Raw genomic sequence first — 15395 nt, 5'->3', positions numbered from 1 at the left:
TGGTCCTTGTCTATTTAAACAGTCTTTCGTAAGATGATTGATCATGTTCCTAAAATGATGACGAATGATGTGTCTACCTGCCTTCTCAAACTGCGTTTAAGTTTGCTGAAACAGGCTAAACTGACTGTAAACCAACCAGAACGGAGGCACACAATTGAAATACACATATACCCTTACCACAATCGCCACCATGACCTTTCTTCTTGCAGCCTGCGGTGATGATGAAACAGTCAATAACCCTGCCCCCGAAGAAGAACAATCAGGTCAACAGTCTGACAGCGGATCTTCACAGGATAACACTGACATACCTTATTTAGAGTTTGACATTGATGTCGATTATGAAGGAAATGATAATGATTTTGAAACGACTTACGATGCAGAAGGAGAAACGATTAAAGCTTCTTTTGAAGATGAACAAAATATGATGATGCTCTCAGGAGATGACGCATTTCAAGAGATGCAGCCTGTTTTAAGCAGCTTCGAATTTACAGTGGATACACCCGATGAAGAAGTGATCAATGCTGTTATTGAGGGGTTCGAAATTGAAGAAGGCTTCCAGTCTATCGATGTTGAAATTAAATTCGAAGACGGAACAGAAAAAGATTATGAACGTGAAGCATAAGAGAAACCCGGCTGCCTGATTAAGGTGCCGGGTTTTATGTGTCAAACCTTTATTATTTCCTGATGTCCTTTTTAAGAACTTCTGCAAACGCCTCTAACGAAACCGTTTCAGAATCCTGTTCTCCATATTTACGGACATTCACTTCATTATTTTCCGCTTCTTTATCTCCCACAACAAGCATATAAGGGATCTTCTTCATCTGAGCTTCACGGATCTTATAACCCATTTTTTCATCACGGCTGTCAAGCTCCACACGTGCGCCTGCAAGCTGCAGCTCTTCCTGCACCTTTTTCGCGTAGTCAAGATGGATCGATGGTGAAACAGGAATGACCTGAACCTGAACAGGAGACAGCCACACAGGTAGTGCTCCCTTATGTTCTTCAATCAGGAAGGCAACAAATCGTTCCATTGTAGAAACAACTCCGCGGTGAATAACAACCGGACGGTGCTGCTTGCCATCTTCACCGATATAATTCAGATCAAAGCGCTCAGGCAGAAGGAAGTCAAGTTGAACAGTTGAAAGCGTTTCTTCCTTACCGATCGCTGTTTTCACCTGAACATCAAGCTTCGGTCCGTAGAAAGCCGCTTCACCCTCTGCTTCAAAGTAGTCATGGCCCATATCGTCCATAGCTTCTTTCAGCATCGCCTGAGCCTTTTCCCACATCTCATCGTCATCAAAATACTTCTCTGTATCCTCCGGGTCACGGTAAGAAAGACGGAATTTATATTCATTTAATCCAAAGTCTTTATATACTTCTTCGATCAGACGCACAACGCGCTGGAACTCTTCCTTGATCTGATCAGGACGCGCGAAAATATGAGCATCATTTAATGTCATGGCACGCACACGCTGAAGTCCTGAAAGTGCACCTGACATTTCATAACGGTGCATCAGACCAAGCTCTGCAATACGGATCGGCAGCTCACGATAGCTGTGAATGTCCTGTTTGTACACCATCATATGGTGCGGGCAGTTCATCGGACGGAGGACAAGTGTTTCATTATCCATCTCCATTGGGGGGAACATGCCTTCTTCGTAGTGGTCCCAGTGACCGCTTGTTTTATACAGCTCAGCACTGCCTAATGCAGGCGTATACACATGGTCATAGCCAAGTGAAATTTCTTTATCTACGATGTAGCGTTCAATTGTACGGCGGATTGTCGCACCCTTTGGCAGCCAGATCGGCAGACCTTGACCAACAAGCTGAGAGCTCGTGAACAGGTCAAGCTCCTTTCCGATTTTACGGTGGTCACGCTGCTTCGCTTCTTCAAGCATCTGAAGGTGGTGATCAAGATCTTCTTTCTTAAAGAAAGCTGTTCCGTAAATACGCTGAAGCATTTTATTATCGCTGTTTCCTCTCCAGTAGGCACCGGCCACGCTTAACAGCTTAAATTCCTTAATATGTTTTGTTGAAGGAACGTGGATACCGCGGCAAAGGTCAAAAAATTCACTTTGCTTATAAATTGTCACGTCTTCATCAGCCGGAATCGCTTCAATCAGCTCCAGCTTGTAAGGATCATTGATCTCTTCGAAACGGCGAACCGCTTCCGAGCGGCTGACAACCTCACGCTCCACATCAATGTTATCCCCAACGATTTTTTTCATTTCTTTTTCAATACGCGGAAGATCCTCTGTTGAAATAGATGACTCAGTATCAATATCGTAGTAGAAGCCACCTTCAATCACAGGACCGACACCAAGCTTCGCATCCGGGTAAAGACGTTTAACAGCCTGTGCCATCAGGTGAGCAGCGCTGTGACGCATAACTTCAAGAGACTCTTCATCATCAGGCGTTAAGATTGCGACTGTCGCATCCGCTTCGATCGGTGTGCGAAGATCGATCAGCTCACCGTTCACTTTACCTGCAACCGCTTTTTTCTTCAGTCCTGAAGAAATGGATGAAGCAATTTTCTCAACAGATGTTCCTTTCGGATACTCCCGGCTATTGCCATCTGGAAATGTAATCAGCATGTTTTCTTCCATCATTAACACTCCTTTTTGATTTTGCATGGACTCTCGCCTTCATGCTTTTTTATGCATATAAAAAAACCCCATCCCTGGAAAGGGACGGAGTTTTATCAAACCCGCGGTTCCACCCTTTTTTCTGAACAGACTGCATTCAGAATCTCTGGTTCAGCTAACGGGCTGCATCCGGTACAAATTACTGAAAGGTTCACTCGTACGGCTCAAGGGTGGTAAAGTCATTCCGCGTCATGAGAGGCTTGCAGCCGTGTCCTCTCTCTCTGAAAATCAGCCAAAATGATTCATGTCCCCATCAGTGCCTTTAAAAATATCTAATTCAAATGTATAAGGACATTTTAGAGCAGTCCTTTTCCAAAAGCAAGAGGGTTTTTTAAGAATGGCGTTTATTTTTGCCCTTCATTTCAACAGGTATAGAGAGAAATTTAATTCTTTCCATGATTCTCGCTGCCTTTACCGGTTCTTCCTCTCCACGCTGTGAGAATGTCAGGTGATGCTCAAGCCCTTCATAATCGAAATTGGAGCTGAAGAAAGTCGGAAGCCCCTCTGCCATTCGGTACTGCAGAATCGTCCCGAGCACTTCATCGCGCGCCCAGCTTGAGATTGATTCCGCCCCGATATCATCAAGCATAAGAATAGATGCTTTTTTTACGGCATCCACTTTCCCTGCAAACGATTGATCTCCTAATGACTGTTTCATTTCCTTCAGAAACTCCGGGAAATATAAAATAAAGCTTGCTTTGTTCTGGTTCTTCAGTTCGTTGGCAATGGCACCAAGCAGATAGCTTTTTCCTACACCGAACTGCCCGTAAAGATACAGGCCTTTATAATGTTCAGGGTCCTCTGTCAATCTTTTCACAAGGTCCTCAGCCATTTGCAACGCCTTCATCCGGGATGGGCTGTCCACATCCACCTGATCAAAAGTTGCCTTCAGAACATCCTTTGGAACATACATGCTTTGGATCAGCTTTTCCGTTTCCTTCTGCTCACGGGCTGCGAGCTGTCTTGGACATGGCGCATACTGTAGGTCAATAAAACCATTCTGGATGATCAGCTTCGGCTCATATCCCTGCATCGTATTTTTACATTCTCCGAGGCTTGGACAGTCCGCACACTTTACAGAACGGTTCATGTACTCGTAAAGCTTAATCATTCCCTGATCCACAGCATTCCTGGACAGGTTATCCCGGTTTTGCTGAAGAAAATGCTGAACCTCCGGATTGGAGGCAATCTCTTTTTTCATCATTTCATATCTCTGCTGGAACTGATCGGAACCTGACAGACGCCTGATCGTCCGGTTAATTGGATCCATTATTCATCACCTGCCATGCGTTTTTTCATTTTACGCTCTTTTAAATACCGTTCCCGCTCTTTTAAGAATTCCGGATCGGCCTCATCTTCTTCTGAATCGCTCTTGGAAGTAAACCAGTCCGGCAGCTTTTCCTTCCGGATCGTCTTTCCTTTTTTAGATGGCTGCTGCCCGCCTGATTTTTTCCAGGTCATATAGCTTTTATATTCTTTTTTCGCTTCCTCCATCGCTTCTTCTGCGGTCTGAATACCCGACCTTACCCAGTGATTGGCGATTTGTTCAGCGAAGCCTTTTGTCAGCTTCATATTCGTTCTCAACAGGACGAACTGAAGAAGGACATTCACCACTTCCTGAGGCAGCTTTTTCTCATAAAGAAGGGTCTCAATCAGTTCAAGCTCGGATCTCGTCGGATCGACACCTTTTGAGGCGTCCGATAATACCTTTACAGGAGATGCTGTCTTAAGATAATGCAGAAGACTGTCTTCTGTGTTCATTTCCGTGACAGGCTCCTGCGCAGTGCTTTCCTGTGCTTTTGCTTTGATTGATGGCAGCGTCCCTTTATTTCTGAGCTGGAAAACATCACGGCATGCCTTCCTTAATTCGTGTACATCAATCTGATCCTCTTCATTCAGCGCCGATAAAATCGGATTTTTCATATCTGTTTCAGTTAAGCCGTAAAGGACGGAAAGCTTTACGACCATTTGCTTTACCTCATAAGTAAGTGCTTTCCGGGGCACCAATGCCTCTGATAAACCCGCAAGCAGCAGCTGAAAATCAAATCCCTGAAAATCGGCAGGGACTCCTTCATTTTCAGCCCGATAAAGAACGGTTGTGTTTTTCTCAGGTGTCTCCGATTTTACAGGGGACAGCTTCATGTCCGACTCAAATACATCCTGAAAGCTCCGGGTAATATCGGTGTAATTTTCAAGGCTTTCAAAAGGGACGGAAAAAACCTTTTTCAACCTTTGAAACTGAGCACTGCCAATTTGTTTATATAGAAAAACACTCAGCATCGGGTCCTCAAAAAACAAGCGTGCACTCAGTGGAGGCTGAAGTTGATAAAGATAGGATTTCTTATCAGCCGATCCATGACGGTAAGTCTTTAAGAGTCCCATTCCCTCCAGACGCATCCTCGCCTGAAACACCTCATCAATGGAAAATGACAGCATTGACATGAGGGATCCATGACTGTAGCCGGCACTCTCAAGCTGATTTTTGTCTACCTCCATCCACAGGAGATTGTAAAGACTGACTGCATCCGGTCCTACGAGCGGCTGATATAAAAAAGTCAGTATTTCCCTGTCATGATGGTTAAGCTGACCATTCAGCTGGATTTTATATTCATCTGAAGGCTGTATCTCTTTCCATCTGTTCGTCATACACTCAGACCCTTTCCATTCAGACAAAAAAAGAGAAGAGGAAGACCTCTCACTCTCTTATGTACGTTCTTTATTCATCAGTTCTTTTAATTCCTCAATAAATACGTTGATGTCCTTAAACTGTCTGTAGACAGATGCAAACCGGACATAGGCGACCTCATCAACCTTTGACAGCCGGTCCATGACCATCTCGCCGATATCAACAGACGGGATCTCTGAAATACCCTGATTGCGCAGCTCCCGTTCAATATCTCCTGAAATCTTCTCCAGGTTTTCAAATGGAACCGGTCTCTTTTCACACGCTTTAATCAGACCTCTGAGAATTTTATCACGGCTGAATTCTTCACGTATGCCATCTCTCTTCACAACAATCAGCGGAACTTCCTCCACTTTTTCAAACGTCGTAAAACGGTAGTGACACGATTCGCACTCTCTTCTTCTGCGGATTGATCTGCCTTCATCAATCTGACGGGAGTCAATTACTCTCGTATTATTTTCATGGCACGAAGGACATTTCATTTCACCAGCTCCAAATTGGGTCTATTTCTTACTATGATAGCCAAAAAGGAGAGAAATCACAAGGTAGCCTTTAACGATCTGACTCCCGCAGCTCCCTTGACATAGCCTGATAACAGGCGAGCACTTCCTCTTTCAGCTTCGGATACGCACCGCCAACAATCGTCTGGTCCGTGGAAATCTTTAAGTCAAGCGCCGTATGAATCGGTCTTGTACTCACAACCGTCGCAATAATAAACATCGAAGGCTTTTTTGTCCGATTGATCATAATCTCCCCATGATCCTTCGATTCCGATGAGATATCATACCCTTCACCAGAAAAATACTTTTTAACCTGATCATACACCTTATCAAACGAAGCTTTGTAATAACGCGTTTCAAGCTCTTTATCAGCGTGCGAATCATGCGTCTCACACTCTGAGCTGAAGCGCTTAAACATCCCTTTTAAACCTGCCAACGTCATTCCTCCTCTAAACTCTGTATATCCATTCTATCAGTTTTTGTCGAATAAATAAAAACACACGTCAAAACGCCACAAAAGACGTTTCAAATTATATGTACGGTTTAAAAATCATTGCTTATCCGTTTTGTTTCCCTTACCTTTCCTTAACATCATAAGATTTGAAGATCCCACAAGAGTCGGCCTTGTATTTTTCTATTACTAACTGCCTTAAGAAAATGTAATACGTTTCAAAGAGGGCAGGGCCGCAGCCGGAGACTCCTGTGGCGGAAAGGGACAGGTGAAACCATTGTGCGAAGCACAAGGGGTTCACCGCCCGGCCACGGAAAGCGTAGGCTGCGGCCCTGCCCGGCTTTTTATACTTCTCCTATCACTAACCCTAAGAAAATGAATTGCTTCTCAAAGAAGGCTGGACTCATCAGAAGACTCCTTTGGCGGAAAGCGACAGGTGAGTCCAGCCCGATTTCACCATTTAATAAGTATATAAAAAGAGGATGCACAAAGGCATCCTCCTGAACGGTCAATATTCTATTAAACGGCACTAATAGCAGGTTTACCAACTTTAACAGGACCCATGCCTCTTGGCACTTCAACAGTCTCACGTGTTTGTGCACCAAGCGCTTCAGCGATATAATCTGCTGCGATTGTCGGATCCAGGTCCCCGCATGTGTATACGTCAATACTCGCGTAACCATGCTCCGGGAAGCTGTGAATTGTAAGGTGTGATTCAGAAATAATCACAACGCCACTTACTCCCTGCGGTGCAAATTTGTGAAATGCCACTTCTCTGACTTCTGCTCCTGATTTCAGAGCAGCATCGACAAATGTCTGTTCGATTAACTCCATGCTGTTTAACTTTTCAAAGTCACAGCCCCATAATTCTGCAATTACATGACGACCCATAGTTTCCATTGATCGTTCCCCCTTAACAAAATTTGAACTCATCCGGTTGGTCAGACACTGACTGCCACGGGGGAAAGTTAGTCCGATGAGGTCCTAACCCTTTAAGCAGAAAGTTATGTTGTGTGGAACCGAAATAAGATCACGAAAAACAGTATACGTTTTTTTGAAAGGTTTTGCAATAACTTGTTTTGAAATAGAGATATGTAAAAGGTTATTTTTAGGATTGTCAATGACAATGTTAGAACGCTTCCACGCGCGAGAAAGGAGCTGATGATATCACCCGGACTTGCGAGATTTCTTTAAAATGAAATCTGTAAATGTCGATAGCACGATCCGCACTGTCGTAAGGAGGACAATGGTTGTTGATCGCACGCTTTATATTGTTGATAGTCCTCCGCAGTGGATTGGTTTTGTCGTTAGCAGGGATGTAAATGTTGATAGAAGGCTTCGAATCGTCGATAGACCTCAGATTACTGTCGATAGAGACGCCAGTTCTGCTGATAACAAAAATTTGAACCATTCGTTTCACTCGCACCAGCTATTACAGGAAAAAAGACTCTGCCATATAAAAAACTCCTGCCGCCATGGCAGGAGTTTTCATCTTATGAAGCCGTTACTTCTCTATGTGACTGATCCATCTGGTGAGCGAGGTGCTGAACGAGGTCAACGACTCTGCATGAGTAGCCCCATTCGTTATCGTACCATGCAAGTACTTTAACTTTTGTAGCCCCCATGACCATTGTGGACAGACCGTCGATGATCGCGGAGTTTGGATTTGTGTTGAAATCAATCGATACGAGCGGTTCTGCTGTAAATGCAACAATCCCATTCAGTTCATTTTCAGCAGCGCGTTTAAAAGCTGCGTTCACTTCATCCACTGTCACTTCCCGTTTTACATCTACAACAAGATCAACGAGCGATACGTTTGGTGTTGGAACGCGCAGCGCCATTCCGTGCAGTTTACCCTGAAGGTTCGGCAAAACTTTTCCTAACGCTTTCGCTGCACCTGTTGAAGTCGGGATAATAGACTGTCCGCATGAACGTGCACGGCGCAGATCCTTATGCGGATTATCAATGTTTTTCTGGTCGTTCGTATAGGCATGCACAGTCGTCATAAGACCGTTTTCAATACCGAATTCTTCATCAAGAATTTTTGCTACCGGAGCAAGACAATTTGTCGTGCAGGAAGCATTTGAGATGACATCGTGCTGGTGAACATCAAGTGCGTCTTCGTTAACGCCCATCACAATCATGACATCTTCCTGTTTACCAGGTGCTGTTAATACAACTTTCTTAGCGCCAGCGTTTAAATGAAGAGCTGCTTTATCACGTGCATTAAATTTCCCTGTAGCCTCAATCACAATATCAATTTGAAGACGTGCCCACGGAAGATTCTCCGGGTTACGGTCATTTACAAGCAGAATTTTCTTTCCGTTTACAGTTAATGAATCCTCGTCAGCGGACACTTCAGCCGCAAACGCTCCATGAGTGGAATCATATTTAATGAGGTGCGCAAGTGTTTCCGGAGGGTAGCTTGCATTGATGGCTACAAGATTCAAATTGTCCTCCATAATCGCTTTTCTAAACACCATTCGGCCAATGCGGCCAAATCCATTAATGGCAATGTTCGTTTTTTTCATGAGGATCCCCCTAATAATGTTATACTTATAATCAAAATAACTAAAAATAGTATAACATATTAAAAGCGTTTGCAAAGACCTAATTGGTATTTTTCACGATTTTGCCAATCTTATGTTTTGCAACATAAAAAGCCGGTGCCGCTCAAAAAGAGTCGGCTCCGGCTTTTAAATGTAAGTATTTTTCAAACCTCAATATTATGGTTTCAGATCCCACTGTTTAATCACTTCATCCAGCTGTCCGATCGTATCAGCCAGGTCACCGCTGTTGTCGAGAAAAGCATCAGCCAGCTGTTTTTTCTCTTCAGCTGGAATCTGTGACTGAATCCGGTCCAGTGCTTCCTGCTCTGAGTATCCGTTGCGATCCATCAGACGCTTTTTTTGCACAGCCGCTTCTGCATACACAACAAGGATTTTCTCAACCATCCATTGCAGCTTACTCTCAAACAGCAGTGGAATGTCTAAAAAGATCGTGGTCTTACCTGAAGCAAGTGCTTCATCCTTTTGTCTGAGCATGTCCTGCCTGACAGCAGGGTGAACAATTTCATTAAGCTTTTGACGCTGATCCGGGTTGCGAAAAATTTCGTTCCCCATTTTGACACGATCCAGTTCACCGTTTTCAAGGAAAAAGTCGTCACCGAACACTTCCCTGATTTTCAGGTTTGCTTCCTGTCCCGGTTCCACCACTTTTTTTGCTGATTGATCCGCATCAATGACGGTAAACCCTCTATTTATCAATTCGTTCGCTACCGTACTTTTACCGGTAGCGATACTTCCGGTCAGTCCAATGATCATGTGCAACAAATCCTTTCTGTTAACGCTGGCATTTCGGACAGTAGTGAGACGTACGGCCACCGATCACGGCTTTTTTCACTTCGTATCCGCATAATGGACACGCTGATTTTGCGTACATTTGCAGTCTTTCCTGCATCCCGCCTGCTTCACCATTGACATTACGGTAGTCAGAAATACTGCTGCCACCCGCTTCAATGCCTTCTTTCAACACGTCCACAATATGGCCGAACAGCTCTTTTTTCTTCTGAAGACTTAAGCGCTCCGTCTTTCTTTTCGGATTCACCCTCGCCCTGAACAGTGCTTCGGTTGCGTAAATATTGCCGCAGCCTGCAATGACTGAATGATGCATAATCGATTCTTTGATCGGCTTTTGGCTGAATCTCGTCCATTCCAGCGCTTCTAAAAACCGGCTCTCAGCATCGGCATCAAAAGGCTCCGGACCGATGGCAAGGAGAGGCGGGTGATCAGACTGATCTTTAAGATGCCTCATCTCACCGAATCTTCGGATATCCGAGTACACGAGCAGCTGCTCATTGGAAAGGGTAAAAATGACGTGCACATGATTCCGGAATCTGAGCTCCCCAATTTCTTCTACATCATTCACGACAAACCAAGCCCCGGTCATGCCTAAATGGGACAAAATCCATTCAGTACGGTCATCTTTTTTCAGCCTGAACAATAAATATTTGCTTCTCCTGTCTACTGTTTCAATCTCGGCATTCATAACTGAGCTTCTGAAATAGTCAAGACCTTCTCCTTTAATAACCGCTTTTCTCCCTGATTCGTGGGCATTGATGACCGTTTGGGAAAACACAGTTTCAACAATTGTCAATCCCGCAATTTTAGGTGTGAGGCCCCTTTTTACATGTTCTACTTCGGGAAGTTCCGGCATCCTTACCCGCTCCTTCCACTTTATTTAGCATCGTACCAGGTGTCGCCGTATGAATAATCCACCTTCAGCGGAACGGATAACTCAACAGCCGCTTCCATCACTTCTGGTACGAGTTTTTCAAGCTTTTTCACTTCATCCTTCGGACATTCAAAAATCAGTTCATCGTGTACCTGGAGCAGCATTCGGGCTTTCAGGTTTTCACGATTCAGCGTTTCATCCATTTCAATCATGGCCTTTTTGATAATGTCTGCGGCGGTTCCCTGAATCGGAGTGTTCATCGCAGTCCGCTCTGCAAAACCTCTCACGTTAAAATTACGGCTTGTGATCTCCGGGATATATCTTCTGCGATGCAGCAGCGTTTCCACATACCCTTTTTGTTTCGCTTCATGAATAATATCGTCCATGTATTCTTTTACTTTCGGATAGCTTTCAAGGTAACGTTTAATAAATTCCGCTGCCTCTTTCCTCGGAATATCCAGGCTTTGCGAAAGGCCGTAATCACTGATGCCATAGACGATACCAAAGTTAACGGCTTTCGCATGACGGCGCATATCGGACGTGACTTCCTCTTTTGCCACACCAAATACATCCATAGCCGTCTTAGTATGAATGTCCAATCCCTCATGGAACGCCTCCTTCAGCCCTTCATCGTCTGAAATATGGGCAAGCACACGCAACTCGATCTGGGAATAATCCGCCGCGAACATGACCCATCCTTCTTTTGATGGCACAAAAGCCTGACGGATTTTACGCCCTTCCTCAAGACGGATTGGAATGTTCTGCAGGTTAGGGTCCGTTGAACTCAGTCGTCCAGTCTGGGTCAGCACCTGATTATAGCGTGTATGAATTTTATTTGAATCTTCATGGATGACCTTCAGCAAGCCCTCAATATAAGTTGATTGCAGCTTACCAAGCTGTCTGAAATGCAGAATATGTTCGATCACTTCATGTTCAGGCTTGAGTTTTTCGAGCACATCCGCAGAGGTTGAGTATCCTGTTTTCGTTTTCTTAAGTGCAGGAAGCCCCATTTTTTCATACAGAATGACGCCAAGCTGTTTTGGGGAATTGATATTAAATTCCTCACCCGCAATGCGGTAAATGTTCTGCTCAATTTCCTCAAGCTTTTCTTTCAGTTCAACACCCATCTCTTTCAGCCGTTCAATGTCGACTTTCACCCCTTTTTGTTCCATCGAAGCCAGAACCGTGGCAAGAGGCAATTCAAGCTCTTCAAAAAGGCTGTACCGCTCGTTTTTCTTTAAGGATTCAATACATGTTTCTTTAATGTTCCCAATCGCAGCCGCTTTTCTCGCAACATGCTGCTGAAGCGTCTCATCGTCGGGTACTGCTTTTTTAGCTCCTTTTCCATAGACGGATTCATCCGTTGGAACAGCATCGGCACCATGACGTTTCGCGATGGAGGCAAAATCATCCGCCGCTTCAGAAGCATCAATAACATAGGAAGCAATGAGCAGATCGAAATCAATCCCTTTCAGCTGCATCCCTAAACGTCCGAATGCTACGATCGACTGCTTCGCATCATAAACAGACTTTTTCACCGCATCATTTTCAACCCACTCTTTAAAATAAGTGGACTCAGCAGCGTCCTCAGGAGAAATAAAAAACGTTTTCCCGTTGAAATGAACAGAGATCCCGAGAATTTGTGCCGTATGATAATTTTCTCCGAACAATTCCACATATAACTCCGCATGATCCGGAATACTGTTTTTTTCAAAGTCAGTAATCGTTTCCCACTGAATCTCCTTCAGCTCCACCTTTTCTTCTGCAGGACCGTCGAGCTTTTCGAGCAGCGAATTAAAGCCAAGCTCCTTATAAAGCTTAATCAGCTTTGCAGAATCTGCTTCTTTTTTTCCGAGCTGATCAAGCTTTACTGTGACAGGAGCCGTTCTTGTGATCGTCGCAAGTTTTTTACTCATGACTGCATGCTGCTCATTATCTGAGAGCTTTTCCTTCAGCTTCGCCCCGCTTACCTCATCGATCGATTCATACACTTTTTCAAGCGTGCCAAATTGCTTTAGAAGCTTAATCGCTGTTTTTTCACCGACCCCGGGAACGCCTGGAATGTTATCGGAAGCGTCACCCATAAGCCCCTTCATGTCAATGATCTGATCCGGTTTCAGCCCGTACTTTTCTTCAATATGTGCAGGCGTATATTTCTCCAGATCGGTAATTCCTTTTTTCGTAATATCCACTCTGACTTTATCAGACGAGAGCTGCGTTAAGTCTTTATCTCCTGATACAATCACTGTCTCAAAGCCTTCTTTTTCAGCCTGCGCGGACAGCGTTCCGATAATATCATCCGCTTCGTATTGATCAAGCTCATAATATTCGATGCTGTGGGCATCGAGCAGATCTCGGATAAAAGGAAACTGCTCAGATAATTCAGGTGGTGTTTTCTGACGTCCTCCTTTATATTCTGAGAAGGTTTTATGCCGGAAGGTTGTTTTACCGGCATCAAAAGCCACCATTAAGTGAGTCGGTTTTTCCTCGTCAAGCAATTTCATTAGCATGGTTGTGAAGCCGTAAATGGCATTCGTATGTATTCCTTTATCATTATTGAGTAACGGTAAAGCAAAGAAAGCACGGTATGCAATACTGTTCCCATCAATCAGCATCAACTTTTTTGACACGCTGATCCACTCCTTTTCCGGTTCAATTACAGCAAAAAGCCGCTGTCCTTCCTTCATTTTAGCATTTCCAAAATGAAAGGGAAAACAGCGGCACCTGCACACTTTTATTCAGTTATTCCCTGCAGGAGGGAAGCGTACGGTGAGTCTGAAGGTAAAATAATCATCGTTTCATCATTCACCGTTGTTTTATACGACTCGAGTGTTCTAAACAGCTCATAAAACTCAGGATCTTTTGAGAAGGCTTCATTGTAGATTCTGGCCGCCTCTGCTTCACCTTCCGCACGGATCACATCAGCTTCCGCGTTTGCTTTTGCCAGCAGCTCCCTGACTTCACGATCCGTATTCGCTTCGATCCGGTTTTTGTTCGCATCACCCATTGATAAGTATTCCTGAGCTGTTGACTGACGCTCAGAAATCATTCTTGTATAAACGGACTCCTCATTCGCCTCTGGAAGATTCGTCTGTTTCATCCGGACGTCAACAACTTCAATCCCGAACTGCTCCTGTTCAAGCAGTTCATTGACCCGCTCTGTTACACGGTCATTCAGGCTTCCTCTGGAAGAGTTTTCATCATTTATAATCTCATCATAATTCAATCGTCCAAGCTCAGACCGGACAACTGAATAAATATATTCTTCCATGCGGGATTCTGCATTGACCATGGTACCCGCATTCGAGATCATATTAATTGGCTCTGTAATACGCCAGACAGCGTAATTATCAATAATAATACGCTTTTTATCCATCGTGTTAATTTCCGCTTCAGATACATCATAGGTCATCTGATATTTAGGGAGTGTCGTGACGGACTGTACAAACGGAATCTTCGCGTGTAATCCCGGCTCTTCTATAATATTAACAACCTCTCCAAACTGACGAATCACCCGGTATTCTCCTTCTTTTACGATAAACACATTCAAAAGGGCAATGATCAGAAGGAAGATGAGAAGAAATGATATGATCCCTGCTTTACGGTATTTCTTCCAGTCAATATCAATATTTTTCTTAGTCTGTTTTGGCTTTTTATTAAAATCAAATACTTTATTCTGATCATTATTGTCCATTTGACGAACCCTCACTCTCTTCAGCAGGTGGCGGAACCGGCTGCTGACTGTCAGGCTGCAGTGGAAGGTATTTCAGCGTATCTCCATTATCATTCATGATGTAAAGCTTTGTTCCCGGGAGTACTTCTTCAAGCGTCTCCAAAATCAGACGCTGACGGGTGATCTCCTGATTGTTCTGATACTCGGCAAAGATTTCGTTAAAGATCGCAACGTCTCCTCGCGCCTGTTCGATCCGGGCTGCTCTTTCACCCTGGGCCCGGGATTCAATGGCATCCTTTTCCCCCTGCGCCTCGTTTACTTTCTGATTTCTATATTTTTCAGCCTCATTTTCTTTCGTGATCATCGTTTCACGTGCATCCGTTACAGCGGTAAATGCCTGACGCACTTCCTGGTTTGGCAGTTCCACGTCCTGCAGCTGGACTGCCTGAACGGAAATCCCTACCTCATACTTCTCCATCAATGATGCCAGCAGTTCCCGAACCTCTGCTTCAATTTCCGCTTTCCCTGATGTCAAAGCATCATCTATAGTAGAACTTCCAATAATACTCCGGATGGATGCGGACGTTGCATCGTATAAAACCTCGCGCGGGTCCTCCGCATTGAACAGGTAGTCACGAGGTTCAGTAATTTTCCACTGAACAACAAGATCCGTTAATACAATGTTTTCATCACCTGTAATCATCACGGTTTCTTCAGGAAATGATTGAATTTCCCCGCCTTCCTGTTCATAACCAAACTGCAGACTGAAGGTTTCCTTTGATAACACCTCCACCTGCTGAATAGGCCATGGCAGCTTGAACTTCAAGCCTGATTCGGTGATGGTTTCATTGGCTTCACCAAATGTTAAAACGAGTGCCTGCTCGGATTCATCAACGGTGTACCAGGATGTAAACAATATAATAAGAAGGATGACAGAACCAAACACAATCCCGATCCCAGCCATAATTCGTCTTATGCTCATCTCATTCTTCCTTTCTGTATGTATTGCCTATAATACGATTATGTAACAGAAAGGTTTCAGTAAAATGTCAAAAATGATGATGACTGGATAAAGGAATTACAGATTTTTAGAAAAAGACATGAAAAAAGCGTGAACGGGGTCTGTTCACGCTTTTTTCGGGGTTCCTTGGATGAAGGGGTTTTCACTTTGTATCTTATCAATTGAATATTAAGAAAATGTCTTAAAGAT

General features: G+C 44.2%; 13 protein-coding genes and 1 other annotated feature. Of the genes, 1 reads left to right on the top strand and 12 read right to left on the bottom strand.

What is annotated here, in order from left to right:
* The first annotated feature begins 154 nt into the window (after window positions 1-154).
* A complete protein-coding gene (locus H7968_RS13595; protein ID WP_227396663.1) occupies window positions 155-622 on the top strand; it encodes a YusW family protein in 468 nt (155 codons plus the stop codon).
* 52 nt (window positions 623-674) lie between these two features.
* On the opposite strand, the gene thrS is transcribed toward H7968_RS13595, so the two are convergent.
* The 12 genes from thrS to hflK form a co-directional block, all read right to left on the bottom strand.
* A complete protein-coding gene (thrS, locus tag H7968_RS13590) occupies window positions 675-2606 on the bottom strand; it encodes a threonine--tRNA ligase (RefSeq protein WP_227396662.1) in 1932 nt (643 codons plus the stop codon).
* A gap of 77 nt (window positions 2607-2683) precedes the next feature.
* Window positions 2684-2911, bottom strand: a binding site (T-box leader).
* 65 nt (window positions 2912-2976) lie between these two features.
* Window positions 2977-3915 carry a primosomal protein DnaI gene (gene dnaI, locus H7968_RS13585; RefSeq protein ID WP_227396661.1) on the bottom strand — a complete coding sequence of 313 codons (939 nt, stop codon included), beginning with the start codon at window positions 3913-3915 and terminating at the stop codon, window positions 2977-2979.
* Window positions 3915-5291: a replication initiation and membrane attachment family protein gene (locus H7968_RS13580; RefSeq protein WP_227396660.1), complete on the bottom strand. Its 1377-nt coding sequence runs from the start codon at window positions 5289-5291 to the stop codon at window positions 3915-3917. Before H7968_RS13580 ends, dnaI begins: the two co-directional genes overlap by 1 nt.
* Before the next feature lie 57 nt (window positions 5292-5348).
* Window positions 5349-5810, bottom strand: coding sequence for a transcriptional regulator NrdR (gene nrdR / locus H7968_RS13575; RefSeq protein WP_134376816.1), 462 nt, complete (start codon window positions 5808-5810; stop codon window positions 5349-5351).
* A gap of 70 nt (window positions 5811-5880) precedes the next feature.
* On the bottom strand, window positions 5881-6264 hold the full coding sequence (locus tag H7968_RS13570; protein ID WP_227396659.1) for a cytosolic protein: 384 nt from the start codon (window positions 6262-6264) through the stop codon (window positions 5881-5883).
* Between the two features lie 534 nt (window positions 6265-6798).
* Entirely contained in the window at window positions 6799-7179 is a 381-nt protein-coding gene (gene speD / locus H7968_RS13565; protein ID WP_134376818.1) for an adenosylmethionine decarboxylase, read from the bottom strand.
* Between the two features lie 593 nt (window positions 7180-7772).
* Window positions 7773-8810: a glyceraldehyde-3-phosphate dehydrogenase gene (locus H7968_RS13560; protein ID WP_227396658.1), complete on the bottom strand. Its 1038-nt coding sequence runs from the start codon at window positions 8808-8810 to the stop codon at window positions 7773-7775.
* Window positions 8811-9005: 195 nt separating this feature from the next.
* A complete protein-coding gene (coaE, locus tag H7968_RS13555; RefSeq protein ID WP_227396657.1) occupies window positions 9006-9608 on the bottom strand; it encodes a dephospho-CoA kinase in 603 nt (200 codons plus the stop codon).
* Between the two features lie 13 nt (window positions 9609-9621).
* The gene (mutM, locus tag H7968_RS13550; protein WP_227396656.1) at window positions 9622-10494 is read right to left on the bottom strand and encodes a bifunctional DNA-formamidopyrimidine glycosylase/DNA-(apurinic or apyrimidinic site) lyase; all 873 of its coding nucleotides are present in this window, start codon (window positions 10492-10494) and stop codon (window positions 9622-9624) included.
* A gap of 20 nt (window positions 10495-10514) precedes the next feature.
* Window positions 10515-13142 (bottom strand): DNA polymerase I, encoded by a 2628-nt coding sequence (gene polA, locus H7968_RS13545; protein WP_227396655.1) that lies wholly within the window; start codon window positions 13140-13142, stop codon window positions 10515-10517.
* Window positions 13143-13246: 104 nt separating this feature from the next.
* A complete protein-coding gene (gene hflC / locus H7968_RS13540) occupies window positions 13247-14206 on the bottom strand; it encodes a protease modulator HflC (protein ID WP_227396654.1) in 960 nt (319 codons plus the stop codon).
* A complete protein-coding gene (gene hflK / locus H7968_RS13535) occupies window positions 14196-15167 on the bottom strand; it encodes an FtsH protease activity modulator HflK (protein WP_227396653.1) in 972 nt (323 codons plus the stop codon). Before hflK ends, hflC begins: the two co-directional genes overlap by 11 nt.
* Window positions 15168-15395: the final 228 nt, after the last annotated feature.

Source organism: Jeotgalibacillus aurantiacus (genome assembly GCF_020595125.1).
GTDB classification, from domain to species: domain Bacteria; phylum Bacillota; class Bacilli; order Bacillales; family Jeotgalibacillaceae; genus Jeotgalibacillus; species Jeotgalibacillus aurantiacus.
This window is presented reverse-complemented; position numbering and strand designations above follow the sequence as displayed.